Source organism: Rothia terrae, assembly GCF_012396615.1.
Classification (GTDB): Bacteria; Actinomycetota; Actinomycetes; order Actinomycetales; family Micrococcaceae; genus Rothia; species Rothia terrae.
The window spans coordinates 26386-48675 of the sequence record NZ_JAAXPV010000007.1; the positions used below are offsets into that span (position 1 = coordinate 26386).

The 22290-nt window shown below is 53.6% G+C and carries 22 protein-coding genes and 1 pseudogene; 8 read left to right on the forward strand and 15 right to left on the reverse strand.

From position 1 onward, the window contains the following. Positions 1 to 204 precede the first annotated feature (204 nt). Entirely contained in the window at positions 205 to 1326 is a 1122-nt protein-coding gene (serC, locus tag HF984_RS05095) for a phosphoserine transaminase (protein WP_425563892.1), read from the forward strand. A 105-nt stretch (positions 1327 to 1431) separates the two neighbouring features. On the opposite strand, the gene HF984_RS05100 is transcribed toward serC, so the two are convergent. Together HF984_RS05100 and HF984_RS05105 are read right to left on the reverse strand one after the other, a co-directional pair. Continuing rightward, positions 1432 to 2787 (reverse strand): MFS transporter, encoded by a 1356-nt coding sequence (locus HF984_RS05100; protein WP_168614607.1) that lies wholly within the window; start codon positions 2785 to 2787, stop codon positions 1432 to 1434. Positions 2788 to 2967: 180 nt separating this feature from the next. After that, a complete protein-coding gene (locus HF984_RS05105; protein WP_168614608.1) occupies positions 2968 to 3522 on the reverse strand; it encodes a DUF3027 domain-containing protein in 555 nt (184 codons plus the stop codon). 131 nt (positions 3523 to 3653) lie between these two features. Here HF984_RS05105 and HF984_RS05110 point away from each other — a divergent pair, with 131 nt between their 5' ends. The 4 genes from HF984_RS05110 to HF984_RS05125 all read left to right on the forward strand — a co-directional run bounded on the left by HF984_RS05110 (position 3654) and on the right by HF984_RS05125 (position 6687). Beyond that, the gene (locus HF984_RS05110; protein WP_168614609.1) at positions 3654 to 3887 is read left to right on the forward strand and encodes a hypothetical protein; all 234 of its coding nucleotides are present in this window, start codon (positions 3654 to 3656) and stop codon (positions 3885 to 3887) included. A 98-nt stretch (positions 3888 to 3985) separates the two neighbouring features. Continuing rightward, positions 3986 to 4690: a response regulator transcription factor gene (locus HF984_RS05115; protein ID WP_168614610.1), complete on the forward strand. Its 705-nt coding sequence runs from the start codon at positions 3986 to 3988 to the stop codon at positions 4688 to 4690. 13 nt (positions 4691 to 4703) lie between these two features. Then, the gene (locus HF984_RS05120; RefSeq protein ID WP_168614695.1) at positions 4704 to 6167 is read left to right on the forward strand and encodes a sensor histidine kinase; all 1464 of its coding nucleotides are present in this window, start codon (positions 4704 to 4706) and stop codon (positions 6165 to 6167) included. Positions 6168 to 6396: 229 nt separating this feature from the next. Then, positions 6397 to 6687, forward strand: coding sequence for a WXG100 family type VII secretion target (locus tag HF984_RS05125; protein ID WP_168614611.1), 291 nt, complete (start codon positions 6397 to 6399; stop codon positions 6685 to 6687). 137 nt (positions 6688 to 6824) lie between these two features. Here HF984_RS05125 and HF984_RS05130 read toward each other — a convergent pair whose 3' ends face one another. After that, positions 6825 to 7838 (reverse strand): RNase H family protein, encoded by a 1014-nt coding sequence (locus HF984_RS05130; RefSeq protein ID WP_168614612.1) that lies wholly within the window; start codon positions 7836 to 7838, stop codon positions 6825 to 6827. A gap of 84 nt (positions 7839 to 7922) precedes the next feature. On the opposite strand from HF984_RS05130, the gene HF984_RS05135 reads away from it, so the two are divergent. Beyond that, positions 7923 to 8699 carry a 4'-phosphopantetheinyl transferase family protein gene (locus HF984_RS05135; protein WP_168614613.1) on the forward strand — a complete coding sequence of 259 codons (777 nt, stop codon included), beginning with the start codon at positions 7923 to 7925 and terminating at the stop codon, positions 8697 to 8699. Positions 8700 to 8702: 3 nt separating this feature from the next. Here HF984_RS05135 and HF984_RS05140 read toward each other — a convergent pair whose 3' ends face one another. The 3 genes from HF984_RS05140 to HF984_RS05150 are packed head-to-tail and all read right to left on the reverse strand — an operon-like array spanning position 8703 to position 11266. Then, positions 8703 to 9797: an isochorismate synthase gene (locus HF984_RS05140; RefSeq protein ID WP_343947376.1), complete on the reverse strand. Its 1095-nt coding sequence runs from the start codon at positions 9795 to 9797 to the stop codon at positions 8703 to 8705. Between the two features lie 48 nt (positions 9798 to 9845). After that, positions 9846 to 10613, reverse strand: a complete 768-nt coding sequence (locus HF984_RS05145; protein WP_168614615.1) for an SDR family oxidoreductase — start codon at positions 10611 to 10613, stop codon at positions 9846 to 9848. Then, the gene (locus tag HF984_RS05150; protein ID WP_168614616.1) at positions 10610 to 11266 is read right to left on the reverse strand and encodes an isochorismatase family protein; all 657 of its coding nucleotides are present in this window, start codon (positions 11264 to 11266) and stop codon (positions 10610 to 10612) included. The genes HF984_RS05145 and HF984_RS05150 overlap by 4 nt, the downstream gene beginning before the upstream one ends. Before the next feature lie 270 nt (positions 11267 to 11536). Between HF984_RS05150 and HF984_RS05155 the strand changes: the two genes are divergently transcribed. Together HF984_RS05155 and HF984_RS05160 are read left to right on the forward strand one after the other, a co-directional pair. Beyond that, the gene (locus tag HF984_RS05155) at positions 11537 to 12361 is read left to right on the forward strand and encodes a VanW family protein (protein ID WP_168614617.1); all 825 of its coding nucleotides are present in this window, start codon (positions 11537 to 11539) and stop codon (positions 12359 to 12361) included. 88 nt (positions 12362 to 12449) lie between these two features. Further along, positions 12450 to 12866, forward strand: a complete 417-nt coding sequence (locus HF984_RS05160) for a cupin domain-containing protein (RefSeq protein WP_168614618.1) — start codon at positions 12450 to 12452, stop codon at positions 12864 to 12866. Positions 12867 to 12970: 104 nt separating this feature from the next. Here the strand turns inward: HF984_RS05160 and HF984_RS05165 are convergent, their stop codons facing one another. The 9 genes and pseudogenes from HF984_RS05165 to HF984_RS05205 all read right to left on the reverse strand — a co-directional run bounded on the left by HF984_RS05165 (position 12971) and on the right by HF984_RS05205 (position 22290). Continuing rightward, complete coding sequence (locus HF984_RS05165) at positions 12971 to 13663, reverse strand: type 1 glutamine amidotransferase domain-containing protein (protein ID WP_168614619.1); 693 nt, start codon at positions 13661 to 13663, stop codon at positions 12971 to 12973. A gap of 38 nt (positions 13664 to 13701) precedes the next feature. Continuing rightward, positions 13702 to 14832, reverse strand: a complete 1131-nt coding sequence (gene rlmC, locus HF984_RS05170) for a 23S rRNA (uracil(747)-C(5))-methyltransferase RlmC (protein WP_168614620.1) — start codon at positions 14830 to 14832, stop codon at positions 13702 to 13704. Positions 14833 to 14843: 11 nt separating this feature from the next. Then, positions 14844 to 15776 (reverse strand): annotated as a pseudogene (locus tag HF984_RS11840) (MFS transporter); the annotation flags it as partial. 12 nt (positions 15777 to 15788) lie between these two features. Further along, positions 15789 to 16160: an MFS transporter gene (locus tag HF984_RS05180; RefSeq protein ID WP_168614621.1), complete on the reverse strand. Its 372-nt coding sequence runs from the start codon at positions 16158 to 16160 to the stop codon at positions 15789 to 15791. Between the two features lie 147 nt (positions 16161 to 16307). Continuing rightward, positions 16308 to 17717: a hexose-6-phosphate:phosphate antiporter UhpT gene (uhpT, locus tag HF984_RS05185; RefSeq protein WP_168614622.1), complete on the reverse strand. Its 1410-nt coding sequence runs from the start codon at positions 17715 to 17717 to the stop codon at positions 16308 to 16310. Positions 17718 to 17968: 251 nt separating this feature from the next. Beyond that, a complete protein-coding gene (locus HF984_RS05190; RefSeq protein ID WP_168614623.1) occupies positions 17969 to 19051 on the reverse strand; it encodes an SGNH/GDSL hydrolase family protein in 1083 nt (360 codons plus the stop codon). 301 nt (positions 19052 to 19352) lie between these two features. Next, positions 19353 to 20975 (reverse strand): chaperonin GroEL, encoded by a 1623-nt coding sequence (groL, locus tag HF984_RS05195; RefSeq protein ID WP_168614624.1) that lies wholly within the window; start codon positions 20973 to 20975, stop codon positions 19353 to 19355. 354 nt (positions 20976 to 21329) lie between these two features. Then, positions 21330 to 21929: a LytR C-terminal domain-containing protein gene (locus HF984_RS11705; RefSeq protein WP_168614625.1), complete on the reverse strand. Its 600-nt coding sequence runs from the start codon at positions 21927 to 21929 to the stop codon at positions 21330 to 21332. 112 nt (positions 21930 to 22041) lie between these two features. After that, positions 22042 to 22290, reverse strand: coding sequence for a DUF3263 domain-containing protein (locus HF984_RS05205; RefSeq protein WP_168614626.1), 249 nt, complete (start codon positions 22288 to 22290; stop codon positions 22042 to 22044).

The window sequence follows — 22290 nt, forward strand, 5'->3', positions numbered from 1 at the left end:
TATTCTAATGCTGATTTTTATTTTCATGGTCAGCTTACTTTGTGAGCGTACGAGATTGTGTGTTTGCGTTTCACTCTTTTATCTCACCATTCGAAAATTTGCCGGTTTGTTCTGCCTTCGTCGCTTTCACAGGCACAATAGAGAGTATTCGAGCCCGTTCCCTCACCCTTTACGCTGGGCTCACAACCATAAATGGAGTGTATTGTGACTGATTTTCTCACCATTCCCGCTGATTTGATTCCTGCCGATGGTCGATTTGGGGCAGGGCCTTCGAAGGTTCGTGCTGAGCAAGTTGAAGCTGTAGTAGCGGCAGGCAAAAAACTTTTAGGCACGTCTCACCGTCAGGCGCCCGTTAAAAACTTGGTGGCTGAGATTCGCGAAGGCATCAAAACTTTCTACCAAGCTCCTGATGGCTACGAGGTAATTCTCGGCAATGGTGGCGCTACAGCTTTTTGGGACGCGGTGGCTTTTGGTCTTGTGGAATCTAAAGCCCAGCACCTGGTGTTCGGTGAGTTCGGTTCTAAATTCGCATCGGCCACTGATAAGGCTCCTCATCTAGAGCGCTCATCTATTATTTCTTCGGAGCCCGGAACACGCCCGTCTCCTGTAGCCGAGGAGGGTGTTGATGTGTACGCGTGGCCGCACAATGAAACATCAACCGGCGTCTTTGCTCCGGTGCAGCGTCCTGTCGGCATTGACGAGAATGCGCTGGTAGTGGTCGATGCCACAAGTGCGGCGGGCGGTTTGGACGTAGATATTTCCCAGTGCGATGTCTACTATTTCTCGCCTCAAAAGAATTTTGCCTCCGACGGTGGGCTCTGGTTTGCACTGTTCTCGCCGAAAGCACTCGAGCGCGTACAGAAAATTGCAGAGTCAGGACGCTGGATTCCAGATTCTCTGTCGCTGGCTACGGCGGTTGATAACTCGCTGAAAAACCAGACCTACAACACGCCTGCCCTTACTACCCTCATCATGCTCAATGAGCAGGTGAAATGGTTGAACGCCAACGGCGGGCTTACCTTCGCCGCTGAATGCACCGCAGACTCGGCGGCACGCGTCTATGAGTGGGCAGAGGCGTCCTCATATGCTCAGCCATTCGTTGAAAAAGCGGGCGAGCGTTCTAACGTCATTACCACCATCGACTTTGATGAGAGTATCGATGCAGCTTTCATCGCTCAAACTTTGCGCGCTAACGGTGTTGTTGATACCGAGCCGTACCGTAAACTCGGTCGTAATCAGTTGCGCATCGCCACCTTTACCGCAATTGAACCTGACGATGTTTCAGCGCTTCTGCGTTGCATCGACTATGTGGTGGAGAACCTGTAGTTTCAATCATCGTAGCTCCTACCCGGTTCTTTATTGTCACTGCATCGGTGCCCGCGTCCTGGCAACACTGTCAAGGACGCGGGCACCTGCGTACACAAGGGATGTTTAGCGGGGCTCTTGGATGTCGATAGCCGCTGTCACAGCGGGTGGTTCAGTGTCATTGTCAGCCGTATCTTCTTCGTGCTTACGAAGAACAAATTTAGTGTGAGCAGAACGGTCAAAGACAAGGTGGAGTTGCTGCGAGCGCATATACCACCCAATGCCGATAGCAGCTGCTAGCAAACTTGCGATGACGGCAACGCCTAATCCCCAGCGAGCACCAAAGACGTCGTTAACCATACCCACCAACGGTGCGCCGATGGGTGTGCCGCCCATGAAAACAGCCATGTAGAGGCTCATGATGCGACCGCGCATCAGTGGCTCGGTGGTGACCTGCACGTAGGCGTTGGCGCTGGTGATGAGCGTGAGGGCCATGAGTCCCATGGGAACAAGCGCAATGGCAAAGACCCACATGTTGGGTGAGATAGAAGCGAAGAAGCATGCGAGACCAAAACCAGCGCAAGCACCGAAGATGTACCGCAAACGCGGCACTTCGCGTCGTGCAGCTAAGAGTGTGCCCGTCACCGAGCCGATAGCAAGAATTGAGTTGAGAAAACCGAATTCACCGGCACCGTGCCCAAACTCGGTGGTTGCCATAGCGGCAATGTTCATAGCTGAGTTAAGCCCGAAGGTACCCACCAAGAAAACCGCTACCATAACGGCGAGGATGTCCGGCCGGGTTTTGAGGTAGCTCAGACCATCTCGCAGGCGGCTTTTAGCTTTGGACGCGCGTTCAAAGTGTCTGAGCTGATCGGTGCAGATGATGAGAATGGCGGTGATCATGGCTACGAAGGTCACGGTGTTAATCAGAAAGACCGGGCCGGAGCCAACAGCAGCCACCATCACACCAGCAATCGCTGGGCCTATCATGCGGGCTGAGTTGAAAGACATCGAGTTGAGCGCCACCGCGTTGGGCAGATCTTGATCAGATACCAGCTCTGATACAAAGGTCTGACGCACCGGCGAATCAAGAGCAGTTACCACGCCCAAGGCTAACGCAAAGAAGTAAACATGCCACAGTTGAGCTAGCCCCGAAATGGTCAGCAACCCCAGCCCCAAGCTCAAAAGACCCATGCCGCTTTGCGTCCACAACAGCACCTTACGGCGGTCATAACGATCAGCAACCACACCCGCATAAGGGGCAATCAGAAGCTGAGGAGCGAACTGCAACGCCATGACAATACCCATCTGGGTAGAATCCTGGTCGCTCAGCTCATTGAACACTAACCAGTCCTGAGCAATGCGTTGCATCCATGTGCCGATATTTGAAACTAACGCACCGACAAACCAAATGCGGTAGTTCATAATCCACAAGGATCTAAAGGTCGTAGATTTATCTACCACCGGTTGCGGGCCTTGCATACTCTGTACCTGACTCGTTGCGCTCACCATCCATCTGCTGTTGTATCTAAAGTTTTACTATGCTTTTTTGTTCACTTAAAGTCACGCAATATTTAACAAATGCGCTGATAGCTCACTAGCAGAGGATAAAGTAAAGCGCTCCCCCTTTACGGGCGAGCGCTTTATCTCTAGCTATTTGTGCTATTCGGCCTCTGATTCACGGGCTTCTTGTTCTGAGCTCTTGGTTTCTAGCTGGTTTACCGGCGCATCTTCATCAACGTCCTCGGCATCTACGATATCGGTAGTGTCGTAATCGTCATCGCTCTCGGTGTCTTCAGGGCGAACTCGGTCGGACCATGGAACCCACTCAGGGGCCAGTAAAGCGTCGTCACCGGGCAACAAACCAACTTCGCAAACAGTAACGTGCTTGGAACGGGGTGCGCGGGCAAGGGTAGCAAACCAGAACCACCCGCGGTAACCGGGCAGAGCACACTCAAATAGATGAGTGCTCAATCGCTCTTCTTCACCGCGCACGTGATGAACAGGACCAACTGACTCAGAATTTGTAATTTCAAGAATCCCAGTCAGCGCAAGATCTTTAGCTGCAGCAATAACCTCATCGACCTTTTCGGTACGGCGACGACGCACCGGCACACCCAGCGAAGGATGCTCATCGGTGCTCTCTGTAGAGTCGAAGGTCGATACGGCGTTCTCAGGCGTCGAAGTATCGATAGCCTCGGGAGCAAATTCTGACATACTCCTATTAAAGCGTGAAAATCGCTCAAACGTTTAACTCGGCCTTTTAGATAAGTCATATATGTCGAAGAAAGATTCCCGATTTTACCTGTAGGAATCCGGTATCGAGAAGGCCTTGATACGGTAAGTACATGACTACAAAAGACGTACTGCCCTACGCCGGCACCATTCGTGCGCTCGGTGTAACCGGCGCAATTCTTGCCATTATCAGCACCATCAGTGGAGTTCTCATGCTCTGGATGAAGTGGACCGGAGCATCCACCCCAAACATTTTGACGCAGATTCCGCTGCTTCTCTTCCCCCTCGCATTCATCGCACTGATGATTGCCATGGTGTTCCTCGTCCTTCAGCGTCGCGCGCTGTAGCCATAACACCGCGTCCTGCCATTGAGTCAAGGGAGAAAATCAGCAGACGGTAGAGATTGTCACAGCAAACTTTCAGCTAAAAGGGAGATTATTAAACCGTGAAAAAGCAGACTGAAGCAAAACTACTAGTAGTAGACGACGAGCCCAACATTCTTGAACTGCTCGCTACCTCCCTGCGTTTTGCAGGCTTTGAAGTAGTGACCGCATCGAACGGGCGCGAAGCACTCGACAAAGCACAGACTGAATCTCCCGATCTCGCTGTACTCGATGTCATGTTGCCCGATATGGACGGCTTTACCGTCACCCGCAAGCTCCGCGCATCAGGGCGCCTGTTCCCGGTGCTCTTCCTAACAGCTAAAGACGACACCGAAGATAAGGTCACCGGACTGACCGTTGGCGGCGACGATTACGTGACCAAGCCCTTTAGCTTGGATGAGGTTGTAGCGCGCATCCGCGCTGTTCTACGCCGCACCGCAGCTCACGAAGAAGAAGATTCACGCCTGCGCGTTGACGATCTTATTCTCGATGACGACGCGCACGAGGTGTTCCGTGGCGACCGCGAAATTGACCTTTCGCCCACCGAGTTCAAGCTCTTGCGTTACCTCATGCTCAATCCCAACCGTGTGCTGTCCAAGGCTCAGATTCTTGACCATGTTTGGGAATACGATTTCAACGGCGACGCCTCAATCGTGGAATCCTACATCTCGTACCTGCGCCGCAAGATTGATAACAATCCGGAGCTCCCCTCGCTCATTCACACCAAGCGCGGTGTGGGCTACCTGCTCCGCACGTCTAAGAAGTAATTTTTAGTAGATGATGCGTCAACGTATTCTTCGCTCCCGACTGGGTTCGCTGTCATTGCGAACCCAGTTGGTTGTTTTAAGCTCGCTCCTTATTGCTCTTGCTATTGCGGTGACAGCGCTCGTTGCTATTTCAGCGATGCGTAGCCACCTCACTAGCCAGTTGGATGAAGAAATTCAGTCCAATGCCGGCGTGATTACCAGCAATCTTCTGCCTTCCGGCAGTGAGATTAATTCGACGCCGCGGCTGGCTTACACCGCTTTCCTGTTAGATTCTGAGGGCAACGTGGTGCACCAGTTCTCCACCGCCGATGAAAGTGAGTCCACCCCTCTGACGGGCACGTGGCCGCGAGATCGCGTAGAAAAGCTATCAGCAACGGGCTTTACCGTGCCGTCGGTATCGGGGCACACACAGTGGCGCATCATGCCCTTTTCAACGGATTCTGACCAGTACTCCGTCATCATCGCAACCCCGCTAACGCAAACTAATTCAACGGTGGCGCTGGTGGGTATGCTGACAATCGCCTTCGGTATGGCGACGCTGTTCGCGGCTATCGCCATGAGCTGGGTACTCGTTACCAGAGCCTTCGAGCCGCTCGCCCGCGTCGAACAAACAGCAGCCAAAATCGCCTCGGGCGACCTCTCTCAGCGCATCGTCAATTACAATCCCTACACCGAGCTGGGGCACCTCTCAAACTCACTCAACCAGATGCTGGCGCACATTGAAGAGGCCTTCGATACCCGCAAGCGCTCTGAAGAAAAGATGCGCCGCTTTGTGGGCGATGCATCGCACGAGTTGCGCACACCTCTGGTTTCAATTCGCGGGTATTCAGAGCTCTACCGTCACGGTGCCCTACAAACTCCGGAGGACGTTGGCAAGGCGATGGCGCGCATCGAGGCAGAATCTAAGCGCATGGGCCAGCTGGTTGAAGATTTGCTGACGCTTGCCCGCATCGATGAGCGTCGCGTCAACGAAAATACAAACGTTGATTTGCTCAAGCTCGCTCAGGACGCTGCTGCCGACGCCTTTGCCATCGCACCCGATCGCGAAGTTATTGTGGTGGGCTTGCAGGATCCCGACAGCGACGGCACCACTGCCCCTGTCATGGGCGATGAATCGCGCTTGCGTCAGGTGGTAGCTAACCTGATGACCAACGCTATCCGCTACACGCCCGAGGGCTCTCCCCTCGAAATCGCTGTGGGAACTGACCGAGGCCCCAACGGGCTGCTGTCGGTGCTCAAAGTACGCGACCACGGCCCCGGTATCCACGGCGAAGACCGCGAGCGCGTCTTCCAGCGTTTCTACCGCGCAGATACGTCAAGGACGCGAGAGACCGGCGGCACCGGTCTGGGGCTGGCGATTGTGGCGGCTATTATTGCGCAGCACGATGGAACCATCGATATTGAAGAAACTCCCGGTGGTGGCGCGACCTTTGTGTTGAAGATTCCGGCGTCGGCAGAAGCGCTCACGGAGCGTTAAAGAGACGTTAGGAATGTGGACACACGCCAACTGAGGACAGAAAAATCTGTGGATATCGTAGTTTGAGGGCTACTTATCCACAGATTTTTTCTTTAAGTAGTTTTCCGGAGTGCCCAAGACATACCGTAGTGTCAGGAGGTTAGCTCGCAACTTTTCAGCGTAGGATTTCTCAGCCTAAACAGCGTGTTAACCTCTGCATCAATCCCAACTCTTTTGAAAAGGAACCACCATGGCACAGTTTGTTGTTGACTCAGACCTCATTGCTTCAAAGAGCGCTCAGGCACGCGCCCACGTCGATTCGATTATTGCCGAGGTCAACGGTATGACGAGTTCTCTGCAGGATTTGCAGAACTCGTGGACCGGCTCTGCGTCCGTGAATTTTCAGGGCGTTTTGAGTAACTGGCGTGCTACTCAACGTCAGGTTGAAGAGGCTATCGCGCAGATTAACGATGCCCTTTCCAAGGCAGGTATGAACTACGACGACACCGAGTCCGCTAACGCAGCGATGTTCTTAGGCTAGATCGGCGCACGGCGGTACACAGGTGTAGGTCTGTAGGCTTGTACCAAGCGTCCTTTGTGCAGCGACCAGCGCGAAGACCGGCTCTCGGCACCAGCAAGGAAGCTCAGCGCCTGCACCTGTTACGCCTAGAAACTTATCTACGTTGCGCTCTCTTGACGAAAACGCAGGAGCCAAGCGCCAATTTCATTGCGGTAGTTCTCGCGAACCCACCAGCTGGTGCGCACCACTTGACCGCGTTTAGTAAAGACTCGTGACACCACTAGCGCCGTCGACTCATTGAGCATATCGGTCTCGATAATCTCGGGAGTGCCTTCCACATGGAAAGCTCTCTCGCGGTGCTCAATGACTTCTTGACGAGACACAATGACGCCGCGAGGTGTCACCCACGAAAATTCGGGAGCTAGAAAAGATTCCAGCTTGTGCGCATCCGCGTAATTCTCGGCGCGCAAGAGAAGCTCTTCTTGGTGAGCGGCCAGGCGGTCAGGTCCAATCTGGGCAATGCGCGCGCTGTGCGCTTCTTCCTCGGCACGGTCCTGTTCTTCTAAGGCATCGCCGGAACGATAGTTTGTAGGATGCGCGCGCCGTGCCTCTGCTTCGGCTTCGCTCATACGGTTTTGCGGTGACGGGAACAAATCCACCACAGTGTGTTCGTCTGATTCGATGCTGTCAGCATCATCGGTAAAACCGGGGCCTGAGTTAGGCTTTTTTCCATCGCGGTAGGCTGTTGCCGCCGCACGTGCACGCTCATCAGCGGCTTCGTTCAGTGCGTGGCCCGCGTGGCCTTTCACCCACTTGAACTCGTAATTTCGCCCTGACAAAGCAGCGTCCAACGCCTTCATCAAATCCTGGTTCTGCACAGGCTTACCGTCGGATTTCTTCCATCCTTTCTTCTTCCAACCGGGCATCCACTTGGTCAAAGAGTTGATGGTGTACTGGCTATCGCACAGCACCTCAAGTTTTCTCTCGGGAACATGCGCCGTTGCTTCGAAAAGATCGAGCACTGCTTTGAGCTCGCCCATGTTGTTGGTGCCGTGCTTCCAGCCACCGGCAGCCCACGTATCATCATCGATATACCACGCCCAGCCTGCAGGGCCGGGGTTACCCAGCGCAGAGCCGTCAGCGGCGGCAATAATTGGTTCTTTAGTTCCCATGCAACTAACCTTAGCGAATAAGTAGCTCTGACCTGTATTTCAGTGCAAGAACCGCATTCATAAAACTTCAGTAGAATTGCGTTCATGAGTAATATGACGCAGCAGCCCGCTACCGCGGTGGAGCTTTTTCTGCTTGATCCTGAGATGCTACGTTCCGGGTACGGCGTGAGTTGGCTTGCCTACGTAGGCTTCGAGGAACAACGCCGAGCCGCTGAATTTACTCACCCTGACGATGCCATGACCTACGCGGCGCAACACGCCCTGATGCGTACGATTGCGGCCACCACCCTCGGAGTGCTCCCCACTGGTGCGGCAGCAATCCCGGTGGATCGTTCGTGTTCTTTATGCGACAGCGGCGCTCAGCACGGTAAGCCCACCATTGAGGGCGTCAACCTCAACATGAGCCGCACACAGGGCTTAGTCATTGGAGGTTTCACCCGCGACCACCAGTTGCTACTCGGCATTGACGTTGAGAAATCTCGCGGATCTCTTCACAACGGCTTTGATCGCATCGCCCTGGCTCCCAGCGAAAGAGAGTTCCTTGCTACCCTTGACTCCCAGTCAGCGCAGCTGGTGCGTATGCTTTTGTGGAATGCTAAAGAGGCGGTGCTCAAAGCAACCGGTCACGGTCTCTCGGTAGACCCGCGAAGCGTCGTGGTAACAATGAGCGATGACAGTGCGCCCTTTAGCCGCGCACACGCGTCCTTCGCAGACCCCTCGACCGACCGTAAATATAGCTTTGACGTGCACTGGTACACGAAGGGCGAACACTACATCTGCGTTGCAGCGTCCGCCCCTGTATCTGTTGCTATGCATCGGGTAACAACACCCAAAATGGTGCGCGATCTTCTAGCGCCCTAAGACTTAGCGGGTACTGATTCCCAGCACCTTGCCGAAAGTACCCAGCTTGGTAGCGGTTTCAGCGTGCTCGCTCTCAGGTTGCGATGCGCGCACAATACCTGCACCCGCGAAAAGAGTTGCACGGTGCGGTCTCACTCGGGCGCAACGTAGCACCAGCGCCCACGAGCCATTGCCGTCCGCATCCATGTAGCCCACTAAGCCACCAAAATAGCCGCGGTCAAAGTCCTCGTACTCGCGGATGCTCTCTAGCGCAATATCGCGCGGAGTACCGCAAATCGCTGGCGTGGGGTGGATAGCCCGGGCACCATCTAGCGAGCTCAGATGCCCTTTGAGGACGCCGGTAATTTTGGTTCCCAGGTGCCAGAGCTGCGGGGTGGTCATGAGCTCGGGAACAGCGGGAGCATCAAGTTCCTCTGTTAAAGGGGCAAGACGCGAGCGGATATCATCAATGACGGTGGCGTGTTCGGCGCGGTCTTTAGCGGAGCGCATCAGCTGCTCACCAATTTGCATATCTTCAAGGTCGCCGGGGTGCGCAGAACGCTGAGCCGAACCGGCCAAAGGATGCGTGTTGAAGCGTCCGCCGGCTTCTGTCTTAAACACGAGTTCGGGAGAAGCTCCCATGAGGTACTCATCGGAATCCGGCAATTTTACGGAGAACGTGTAGGCGCGAGGCTGTTGCAGGGTCAGGTTATCGTAAACATCAGCAATTTTAAGCGGCTGGTCGTAGTGGGCGGTGAGGGTGCGTGCCAGCACGACCTTGTCGAACTCGCCGTTGTTCATGCGCGCAACCGCATCCCCTACAGCCTGACGATAGCGCGGGTTATCAATGCCCTCGACGCGGCTGGGAGCTGGGAAGTTATGCGAGCCGTCGGTAGCAGTGTCAGCGTCCTTTCGCTCTTCGACCGTGTAACTTTGCGGAACCCACAGGGTTGCAGGACGAGACGGATCAAACGGCACCAGCCCCATCACAATAGATTTCTGTGCGCGCGCGGTTTCAAGCGCTGTTTCTTCAGTAACAGCAGTTAGCGCACCGGCGCTGGTGATGCTCTGGTGGCCCACACTCATCACAAAATCAGCAAACGGTTGCTCAATACTCACGGGCGAAAACTTTCTTTCTCGAAGCGCATTCGTTGTTAGTGTACTCATCTAAAACGTTGCACCACCATCGACTGTTAGCTCCTGCATTGTCACGTGACGGGAGCGTGAATCTACGAGAAACTCGATGACAGCTGCAATGTCCTCAGGCTCAGCGATGCGTCCGAGCGGAATACCGAGCCTGAAATTCTTGCTGTTACCTTCAACCGGCTGGTGAGATAAGTCTTCACCGCGCCAGGCGTCGGTAATCATTGGTGTGCGTGTGGTTCCCGGGCACACGGTGTTCACTCGAATACCGTACTGTGCCAGTTGCAAACCAAAACTTAAACTTACACTCGATGCAGATGCTTTAGAGGCACCGTATGCACCGAATTCCGCTCTGGGCGTGTGTGAGGCGTTAGAACTCACCGTGACAATACCGCGTGCGTTAGTGCTATCTTTCGGGTTCTGTTCAATCATGAGCTGCGCAAATTCGCGGATCACGAGAAAGACTCCGGTGGAGTTCACCGCGTGCAACTGCTGCCAGCTTTCGAGCGAGGTTTCTAGTAGCGGCTGGCTGTGAGCGATGCCGGCGCACAGCGCAAGCCCCTGCAATTCTACTCCTAGTGATTGAACCGAAGATCTAAGAGCGAGGATGCTGTCTGCCCGGCTCATATCGGCTGGGAAGTAGGGAGTATTCGACTCTTCACCAAAGTTCTCTCTCCACTGCTGAGCGCTCAGCACATCTGTTGCGACTACCCCGTAGCCAGCTAAACGGAGAGCCTCGGTGGTGGCGCGTCCCACTCCCCCGGCAGCGCCCGTCACAAGAACATATTTCATGCGGCGCCCCTTACGCGAGTTCCGCTACCGAGCTGATCCAGTGCTTGCTGGGTAGAGCACACAAGACCGCATCGTGAGGCAACATAGTCGCAGGCCATCTGATGCTTTTCAAGGCTGAAATCAGCGAGCGCATCGTGAATAAAGAAGGGCTGGGTCTCGTGCATGAACGCGTCAAGAGCGGTCGTCATGCAACCGATATGAGCGTACACACCGGTAATCAAAAGCTGGTCGCGACCCCAGCTCTTCATCTGCTCACGAAGATCGGTGTGCGCGAAGGCTGAGTAACGCCACTTGGTCAAGAGCTCCGATTCTTGTGCCTGTAGCTCTTCAATGATGGCAGCGGCTTCATCGCTTTGCAGACCGGTACCCCAAAAATCTGTCAGTAGCGCGCGTTTTTCTGCCGTTTGACGCGGTGGTTGAGCTGAAAAAACTACGGGAATATCTTGCTCGCGTGCGGCGGCAATAAGCGCTGCGATGGAATTAATAGCAACGTTGATTTGAGCAGAAGAATCGGAGCGATCGAATGCGTTGATGAAGTACTGCTGCATATCGTGCACAAGCAACACGGCGCGGGCAGGATCCAGCGTCCACTCAACGGTGTTGGTGAGGTTTGCGGGCGTATATCGATAGCCGGAAATCTGAGGTAGAGCCATGCTTTCTCCTAGAGACTGTGGTTTTGTACCGGTGACCAGAGAAAACACTAACACACTCAAACTTAGGTTTACCTAATTAAGTGATTAGGTTTAATGAAATTAGCCTTAAGCTGCACCTTATCAAAATGTTCCTATACTGCGAATTGGAACGGCTTACGCTAGACACGTTTTTTACACAGCCCCACATAACCTCATTTAGTGAAGTGAGGCACATACCATGACGGTATACATTCACTTATTTTTCGAACCACACTTTTAGAAAGTACCGTCATGCCCCGCAAGCTCTTCTGCGAGATCTCTCCGCTCACCTACCAAATCTCCCGCCGCAAAAGCATCCTCACTCGACAGATCAAAGACCGCCTCAGCAAAGAACATTTTGCAACCGCTAAAAGCAATGAAAAACTGTCGGTGGTGATCTACAAGCACAATTCTCTGATTCGCCGCCAGCTCGGCAATACGCGCATGGACCTTCAAGAAAACAAGGCGCAAAACCTCAAAATCTGCACTCCGCTCGTCAACGGCGTGCTTATCAAGCCCGGCGAAGTCTCTTCACTCTGGAAGCTCGTTGGTGAATGCACACCGAAGAAAGGCTATAAAGAAGGGCTGATGGTTGGACGCGAAGAGGACGCCCAGTCCGGTATTGGCGGCGGCATGTGCCAGTTCTCAAACCTTATCCACTGGATGGTGCTACACACCCCCTTTGGAATCGTGGAACACCACCACCATGACGGTGTTGATATGTTCCCTGATTTTGGTCGCAAAGTCTCTTTCGGCACCGACACCTCGATTGTTTACAACTACCTCGATTACAGGTTCCGCAACACCACCGATAAGACCTACCAGCTCATCACCTACACCGATGACGAATACCTCTACGGTGAATTGCGTTCCACCGAGCACCAAGACTTCAAATACCGCATCAAAGTCGAAGACGAGTTCTTCAGCAAAGAAAACGGCACGGTCTACCGCAACTCCAAAATTTACAAGCGAACCATCGACCGCGCCTCCGGCAATGATGTCGAAAAACAGCTCATCAAAACCAACCACGCAAAGGTACTCTACGATACGAGCAACCTTGAGATTATAGAGATGTAAGTACGACCGCGTATTACCCCGATACTCGTGTAGTTCTGCCCGAAAAGAGTAGGGTGAAAGTACCGGCCTCTACGACAAAGGAGTAACCATGGCAAGCAAAAACGAACAAGAAGTTAAGAACAGTCTTTTCGGTTTCGGTGAGCCCAATGAGGCTTTTGGCCAGTACTTTATCGGTCAGAGCTTCCTCAAAGGGCTAGTGAATGAAGACGACGTGGACGTCATGGTCGCAAACGTCAGCTTTGAACCTGATTGCCGCAATAACTGGCACAAACATGTGGGTGGCTACCAGATTCTGCTGGTGACCGAAGGTGAAGGCTGGTATCAGGAGGACGGCCAGGCAGCTCGTAAACTCACCGCAGGTGACGTCGTTGTGACCAAGGACGGTGTCAAGCACTGGCACGGCGCAACCAAGGATTCGTGGTTCAACCACGTTGCCATTACCGCTGGCGAAGGTGAATGGCTTGAGCCCGTTGACGATGATCACTACAACGCTTTAGAAGGCTAAAGACCTTCCCCGCAGAATAGCCCCGCCCGATATTGCTCTTACGCATGCGGTTTGCATCCTCGGTAGCAATATTGGGCGGGGCATTTTTTATTTGAGCTACGCCTTTAGGACGCGGGTTTGTTCAGCAGTGCCTCGCGAACAATCTGCCCCACCGCGCGTGCCGACTGCGGGTTTTGGCCGGTGATGACGCGTCCGTCAACCTGAGTGAACGAGGTGTAAGGAAGCGCCGCCTTGGTGTAGTTGGCACCCACTTCTTTGAGGCGATCTTCAAGCAGGAACGGCACATGCTTGGTACGCATAGCCAGCTTCTCTTCAGTGTTCGAGAAACCTGTGATGGTCTTACCTGCAATAAGAGCGCGGCCATTGATGCTGACCGTGCTCAACGCACCAACACCGTGGCACACGGCCGAGACGAGTCCGCCGTTACTGTAAATTTTCGCAGTGAAAGCATCGAGCTCGGGATTGCCCACAAAATCAAACATGGTGCCGTGACCACCGGTGAAGTAAATAGCGCTGAAGTCATCGGGGTTGAGGTCTGAGAGCTTAGCTGTTTCGCGCAACGCCTTGCGGAAGGCAGGATCTTTGAAGTGTTTTTCGGTTTTTCCGTCCACAAACATTTTGCCCAGGCTCACCGGGTCGAAAGGAGTGTTTCCACCCTGCGGGCTGGCGATCACTACGGGAATTTCAGCATTCACTTCATCATAGAAATGCGTCAGTTCGCTAAACCACAGGCCGGTGGGAGTATCAAACTTTTCGTATTTTTCGGTGTTGGTAACCACCGCGAGAACCGGTTTCATTTTTCTCCTTGCAACAATTAGTAATTACACTTACCAATTTACGCGCGTTGCAACAATACCGCCACTTCATAGTGATTCGTATGCGGGAACATATCAAAAACACGCCCCTCCACAGGCTTCAGCGAGGGCATCTTCTCAAGATCTTTCACCAGCGAGCGCGCATTACAGCTGGAGTAAACAACCGTTTGAATTCCCGAGTGCTCCAGCCACTGCGCTAACTGCTCACCAATACCGCGTCGCGGCGGATTGACAACAACGCACTCGGGTAACTCTTGAGCATCAACGGCAAAAGTCGTGGCGTCCTGCGCAATGAAAGTCAGGTTATCAAGCCCTTTTTCATCCACAGTGCGTTGCGCAGAAGCAATGGCTTCTTCACTAATTTCAATACCGGTAATGGACGCGTCAGGTAAAGCCTGCGCGCTATGCAGGGCAAAACCGCCAACCCCGCAATAGAGATCCCACAGCGTGTGCGGTGCGGCATCCGCTACCCACTGCGCACCTTGAGCATAAAGCGCCTCGGCAATAGCGGTATTTGTCTGAAAGAAGCTTTGCGGGCGCAGGTGCAAATCCATGCCGTTAACCTGCATCGGCAGGGTTTGCTGCTCGGTCAGAATAATTTCTTCCCCACCCTCAACCACCGCTTTATGCTCGCGCAAAAGGTTGATAGAAACTACGCTAATTGCCGGATTCCGTTGTTGCAACCACGAGATTTCGCGACGAATAGGCACCAGAAGTTTTTTAGAGCGCAACACAAAACGGAGCATCAGCTCACCGCTGGGGCTGGCTGTTACCAGAATATTTTTCAGCTCGCCTTTTCGTGCGGGCACGCTATAGGGCGTTAAGGATGCCCGCTGAATCAGCTCGCGAAGAACCGGCATCAGCGCCAGAATATCGAAGGTATACAGCGGACATTCGCTCAGATCAACACCGTTGCCCTCCCGATTAAGAATGCCCAAGACAGGGTTCTGATGCGTGCCAGAAACAACAATTTTTGCCTTGTTACGGAAAGCTGATTCTTTACTGGCTACCGGCGAGAGCCAGCGCAACTGAGCGTGCTTGTGAAGCAGTGCTTTCGCATCCGCATCCTTAGACTCAAGTTGCGTAGCGTAGGGCACACGAATTTGGGTGCACGAGCGGCACACACCGGCATCAAAATAGTCACACTGCATAGGGCACCATTCTACCGGTCCATCGCAGTCGGTCCCGTACGCGCATAGTTGATGGTCTTTTCTATGCCCGAGACACCGATGAGCACGCAGGTAAACCAGATAGCGCCAGCTGGCCCCAATGGCGATGCCACGGCACCGGCAATCAGCGGGATAGTGACCTGCCCAAGACGGTTACCCAGCAGACGCACGGCAAGGGCCGGCGAGCGCCAAGAAACAGGAACCTCTTTGACAATCATGGTCATCGTCAGCGGTTGGGCAATTCCTACAAAGAAACCACCGATGAGCATCACAATCACCGAAATAGTCACATTGTTGATGGTGGGTGGAATCAGCGCGATGAGCACGGCGCTCACGAGCAAAGAGGTAATCACTAGCTGACTTCGATTCCATCGACGGCTCAAGGACGACAGTGAAAAACGAGAAACGATTGTGGCAGCAGAACGAATAGCTAGCAGGAGGCCGATCCACGCGGGCGAAACTCCGGCCGCCTCACCCACCAGCGGCATGAAGGAGATCAAGATATCGGTTACCGACAGCATGCCCAACGAGGCAAACATATTTGAGACAACGCCGTGCCGACGCATAATTTTGAGAGTGGTCGCCTTGCCAGGATTGCTATCCGAGGCACCGGCAAGAGGCTTTTCGCCCAGAACCTCCGCTGTGGACTCCTGCGGTACCTCTTCGACCTGCGCCGTTATCGGAATTTCCGAGGTCAGTGCTGGCATTTCTTTCAAACGCACAGGCCAGAGCATGAGCGGCACCGACACTATCGCGAACACAGCACCCAGCCACAAAGCAAGATTAATCAGGTGCATACGATCACCACCTGTACTGTCACCCAGCAATAAGCCACCCAGTAAGGGGCCCAGCAACTGCCCGGCAGCAATGCCGGCTGTCTGCCAGCCAAAACCTTTATCAAGCGTCGCATCCGTAGAGTAACGGGTTACCGATGCCTGCTATGAAATCACAAAGATAAGATGACCAAAGCCCAGCAGGACGCTCGCACACGCAACACCAAAAACGGATGGCACCAGCGCCATCAGCACCGCACCAATACCGATGAGCAAACCGCCCGCCATCACGGTATGCCGCAGATTTTTGACCCGCTCGGTGTAGCGTCCAAACCAAATCGCCAGAAAGACAGGAACCAGCGCGTATAGAGCCGTCAATGCACCGATCAAGGCCTCGCTAGCACCCAGCTCAATGAGCTTATAGCTCATCTGCGGACGTGCCATATTCAAGGCGGTTTGCGAGGTCAGCGAGAAAGCAACGAGAGTCCACAGCCATGCTTGAGGCCTGGATGCTGATGCGGCGGATGAGTAATTCACAGCGGCTCCTAGGCAGGCTAAATTTTTCTGTGCGCGATGACCCAGGGTATACCCCGTAACGAAAACCACCGGCGACTAGATGGTCAAGAACCTATAGAAGGTTCTTCTAGTCACCGGTGGTTTTACCCTCGGTAAGCAGACAGCGGCTTAAGCAATCAATTCGTTACGTTCTTCTGCTGCCTGCAGTCGGCGGATGCGTCGTTCTTCGCCGTAAGCAACAATGAGCAAGCAGATAATGCCCAGCACCAAAGCTGCGTAGAAAACGGTGAATACTGCGCCCCAGCCGTGCAAAAGGTGACCGAAAACGGTAAGACCGTCGCGTTCGGGGTCCGCAATTGCAGCCAGCCCAACCTTCGCCATGGAGTCACCAAAAAGGTAACCGAAAGTACCGGTCATACCGTTTGCAACACTCACCGCACGCTTGGGCACAAAGCCAACCAGCGAGACACCGATCAGTAGCTGCGGGCCAAAGATCAGTGCGCCCAGGCAGAAGAGCGCAATGTTCACGGTCATCACGTTGGTTGCGTTCTTGTACATACCCACCGCGAAGAAAATAAGCAGCATACAGCCGACCGCAACCACCGCGCGTCGTCCCTTGAGAAGGTCAGAGACGTAACCCCACAGCAAGCTGGCAACCAGCGCACCGATTTCAAAGTAGAAAATCGTGTTAACGGCATCGCCCTTATCAAAGTGCAGTGCCTCAGTGACATAGAGCGGAGCCCAGTTATCAATGCCGATGCGCACAATGTACACAAAGATATTTGAGACACACAGCAACCAGATCCACGGGTTTTTGAGAACGTAGGTGGTGAAAATCTGCCACTTAGTCAGCGACTCAGCTTCGGTATTCTCGGCCTCGATAGCCTCACCCCAGATTTCTTCGCTGCGGTTCCAGCCCAGCTCCTCGGGGTCGTCCTTGCCGATGAATAGACCTGCAATACCGATAGCCAAACCAATCAGCGCGGGGAAAATGAACATACCAACAACGTGACCGTTGAAGAAGATGTTAGCGCCCCACAGTGCAAGACCACCGGCGATTGCGCCACCCACGTTGTGCGAGGCATTCCAGAAGCCTAAGAAGCGTCCGCGCTTAGTACGCGGCGCCCACCGAGAAATAGTCGAGTAGGACGCCGGACCACCCGCAGCCTGGAACAGGCCGTTCAATCCCCACAGCACGATAAAAATACCGATAGCTGAGCCGAACGCGCTGAGCAAAAGCCCCATGGTAAGAACCATGAGCGAGGCGAGAATCAGCAGTGCTGAGACCAGCTTTTTGGAATTCTTACCGTCGACGAAGTATCCGACCAGAGTCTTGCCCAGACCATAGGTAATAGAAAAAGCAAGACCGATATAACCCAGCTCTAGGGTGCTAAGACCATACTCTTCTTTGAGCAGAGGCTGAGCGGCCTTGAAATTGTTACGGATAAGGTACATGGACATGTACACGAAGAACACAACGAAAAAGGCTTTAAGAAACTGACCGAGCCACTGCTTACGCTGTACAGAAAGAGGGATTCCCTTATTGGGAACCTTGTTAACTTCAAAGAATTGAAGCACGATAGCACTCCCTATGAATGTGAATGGTGTGTGAGAACAACTGTTCTTACTGCCAGCTTAAACCCGAATTTATACCAAACGGTTCATTTTCCTGCTTCTGGATTTTGTTCCAAAATTTGGCGATAAAGAAGTGAAAATACTTTCTAAACATTCGATGTACCCACGAAAATAAATAGAAATTTCCCCCGCACTTTTTATTTCTAGGGAAACAAAAATCCCCTCACCGAAGTGAGGGGATTTTTGAGATCTATTTACTTAACAGCGTTGCGTAGCGCCCACTTGAGCGGAGTAACAAGCTGATCCTGCGCCGAGGCTGACAAGGTGCCATCGGGGTTTACCTGAGCCTGAAGACCGTACGTGCTCACCCAGCCCCGAGTAGACACAAAACGAGCACCGGAGTTACCCGCGACAGCCTCAAGTCGCTGGCTCAATTCGTTGAGCTTCGCGTCGTCGCTAGTGGAAGGAACATCGCTGACCACGATGCGCGCATTCGGGTAAACCTTCTGCAAGGTCGCAATGGTCTCACGCAAATCGGATTCCAGCGTTGCAGGGTCAACATCAGCATCAGCCGCCGACGCCTGAATATCCACGATCCAAGGAGTACCGATACCCAGAGCCACTGCGTTATCAACCACCATGTTCTTGATGGACAAACCATCTGCACCGGTAGCTGAGATACCCGCACCAGCTGCAGTGTATTCGTTGGCAGAGTAACCGGCAGCCTGCAGACCCTGCGCAACATAACCGGTGTTCCAGCTAGGAATAACAGCGGAATCACCCAGCACAACAGACTCATCCCAGTCGATAGCGTCATCTGCGTACTGCCACCATGAGCGGTCCATGACCTTACCTGCAGAAGGAGTGTAGGCGAGAGTCGAACCGTACATGTCATCGCCCGACTCGCGGTAAAAACGAGTGAGAGGCCCCTGGCTCATATGACGCCAGTAATGGTTAGCAGTCTCGGTTCCGGTGGGATAACCGTAGCGCGCAACCTGAGCCTCAAAAGAGATAGCGGGGCTGTTAGCACCCGTCCAGAAATCATAAACTTGCGGGCTCATGGCGCTCTGGTACGAAGTATTGCCATCGGTATAGTTCACCACGTAACCGCGTTCGTACTTCTGCGCTCTTGCCTTAGAATCAAGCTCAATGGCGCTTCCCACACGCTTGCCCAACCAATGGCGAGCTGCTTCAGCATCCATCTTAGTTGCGGTGTCCTCAGCAACAGCAACCTGAGCGGCAGGTGCCGGTGTATCTGCTTCTGCAGCGTGAGCAGGTACAAACCCAGATGCCAGCAAAGCGAGAGTGCCCATAGATAGAGCGATAGTCTTTTTCACGTCTTCCCCTAAATCGCGAAAATAGATTGGCTCCTCATCGAAGAGCCGAATAAATATTGAGTTATAAACCTAGCGAGTTTATTTTTATATTTACAGAGCATAAGACTGTTTGTAGGCTTAAATAAGGTCAAAAGCCTGCCGACTTTCTTTTAGTTTATGGTTTACATCATACGAATTCTTTTATTCTGCGTAACCGGTACAAAAAAGGACGCGGCGCCCCTCACCAAGAGGGACGCCGCGTCCTTCGCATATCGCGTGAATGAGGTGAAAAGTTTTAGCCTCTCACCGCTATTTCACGTGATTACATCATGCCGCCCATGCCGGGATCCATTGCAGGTGCTGCACCTGCGGGCTCGGGCTTATCGGCAACAACAGCTTCGGTGGTCAAGAATAGACCAGCGATGGATGCCGCGTTCTGCAAAGCTGAACGGGTTACCTTCACGGGGTCGTTAATGCCAGCTGCCATGAGATCTTCGTATTCGCCGGTTGCTGCGTTGAGACCGGTACCAACGGGCAGGCCACGTACCTTATCAACAACAACGCCGGGCTCGAGACCTGCGTTGGTAGCGATCTGCTTGAGGGGTGCGTCGATAGCAACCTTGACGATGTTCGCGCCGGTAGCCTCGTCGCCTTCAAGCTGAAGCTTCTCAAATGCGGTTACGCCAGCCTGAATCAAAGCAACACCACCGCCGGGGACGATACCCTCTTCAACAGCAGCCTTCGCGTTGCGGACAGCGTCCTCAATGCGGTGCATACGTTCCTTGAGCTCAACCTCGGTAGCTGCGCCAGCCTTAAGAACTGCAACGCCGCCAGCCAGCTTAGCCAGACGCTCCTGCAGCTTTTCGCGGTCGTAGTCTGAATCTGAGTTAGCGATTTCGCCACGGATCTGAGCTACGCGACCCTCGATGGATGCTGCATCGCCTGCACCCTCGATAATGGTGGTCTCATCCTTGGTTACAACAACCTTGCGTGCTGAACCCAGCAGGTCGATGGTTGCCTGATCCAGTGAAAGGCCAACTTCTTCGGTAATAACCTGGCCGCCGGTCAGAATAGCGATATCAGCCATCTGAGCCTTACGACGGTCGCCGAAGCCGGGAGCCTTCACAGCTACAGACTTGATGGAACCGCGCATCTTGTTCAGAACCAGCAGTGCAAGAGCTTCGCCCTCAACGTCCTCAGCAACGATCAGCAGGGGCTTACCTGACTGCATGACCTTCTCGAGGACGGGTACAAGATCCTTCACGTTTGAGATCTTTGAGTTAACGATCAGGATGTAGGGATCTTCAAGAACAGCTTCCTGACGATCGGGGTCGGTCACGAAGTAACCTGAGAGGAAGCCCTTATCAAAGCGCATACCCTCGGTTAGTTCAAGGTCAAGACCGAAGGTGTTTGATTCCTCAACGGTGATAACGCCTTCTTTGCCGACCTTCTCCATTGCCTGAGCAATGAGCTTACCGATTTCCTTATCGCCTGCTGAGATTGATGCGGTAGCAGCGATTTCTTCTTCGGTTTCAACTTCCTTAGCGGAGTTGAGAAGCTCAGCGGTAACAGCTTCAACAGCCTTTTCGATACCGCGCTTGAGGCTCAGCGGATCAGCACCTGCTGCAACGTTGCGCAGGCCTTCGCGTACGAGTGCCTGTGCCAGAACGGTTGCAGTGGTGGTACCGTCACCTGCGATGTCGTCAGTCTTCTTAGCGACTTCCTTAACCAGCTCTGCGCCGATCTTTTCGTAAGGATCCTCGAGCTCGATTTCCTTAGCGATTGAAACGCCGTCGTTGGTGATGGTGGGTGCGCCCCAAGCCTTTTCCAATACAACGTTACGACCGCGCGGGCCAAGGGTTACCTTGACTGCGTCTGCAAGGGTGTTCAGACCCTTTTCAAGACCGCGGCGTGCTTCTTCATCAAAAGCAATCAACTTTGCCATTGGTGTTTCGCCCTCCTGGACGTATTGTCGGTGTTCGTATTACCGGTGCCCGCGACGGACGGTGCATCGAGCGTCCGGCGTCTCTTTTAGCCGGATGCGTGCACCTCACCGATAAACGAAAAGTTTTACTTGAGTGAGCCACCAGAACCACAAAACTAGCACTATGTTTAGCAGTTGGCGGCATCAAGTGCTAATTACAATCTTGGCACTATGGCACAGCGAGCGCAAACGTCTTACGGTTTTTGGTACCGGTTAATCGCCTACAGCGCATTTAGAGGTGCGCGCAGCTCAGTACGGATGCGTGTTTGCAGGTTATTACGGCGAAAAGTAGCGCTGAATACAGAAGAGAGCGTACTACTGATAATCTGTTGCAGATGCGGTTGCTGAGGGGTCTGTTGCCTCGTCGGTACGCAGTGATGAAAGCACGTATTCAGGGCCGAGCACGGCGACAACGGGGCTATCTTGCTCTGTGGATTCTTCGGTATAGTCCACCCCGAGAATTTCAGCGACGGCCGTAGCTTTCTGCTCGTTGCCAGCAGTGTAGTAGATGGTGGAAACGTTGACGGGCACACCGTGCCAGTTACCTACCTGGGTAATCTCAACATTCTGCTCCGAGTTCATCAGCAGGTTCATGGCGTCCGACGCCGCCCCGGTCACGCCACCGGAGTTGTAAATCTCTACAACATAGGGTTCGCCTATAGGTTCGGCAGATGCAGTTTCAGAGACGCTGGGAGTTGAGGACGCGGTTGCTTGGGTAGCTGCCTCGGGTGAGGCGTTTTGCGGTGAGAATACGTACATGAAGCCGCCCAGAATCAGCGCGGCCAAACCCGCGCCAATCAGCGCTAAAATTGAGCGCTTGTCCCGAGCAGCGTTTGGGTTTATTGCGCGATAAACGCCGCGTCGTTTTGAGTCTTCATCGACATCGTCAAACTCATCGTGCGGGTACTTATTCACGCGTTTTCTCCTCAAATCGACTAATGGATGTTTCTAGGCTACACGGTTGACCTCGGGTTTAAATCCACATTCTCATAGCGCGCAGAGAGTGTCTTGCGCCTTCGCCCCGTTGCTATACCTCGGAGTCGCGGTGCTCGCGCAATCGGCGCGTAAGGGCGGGTTCTTGTTCGATAACGCGCGGATTATCAATTAGCCGGTTAAGCTGCTGGTAGTACGCAACTGCGCTCATGCCCAGTTCGCTACGGACAGCCTGCTCCTTAGCGCCCTGATACTTCCAGCGTCGTTTCTCAATAGAAATAATCTTCTGCTCTTGTTCGGCGAGCGGATTTTTCGGCTCGTTAGGGGTAGCGTCTTCGCTCAT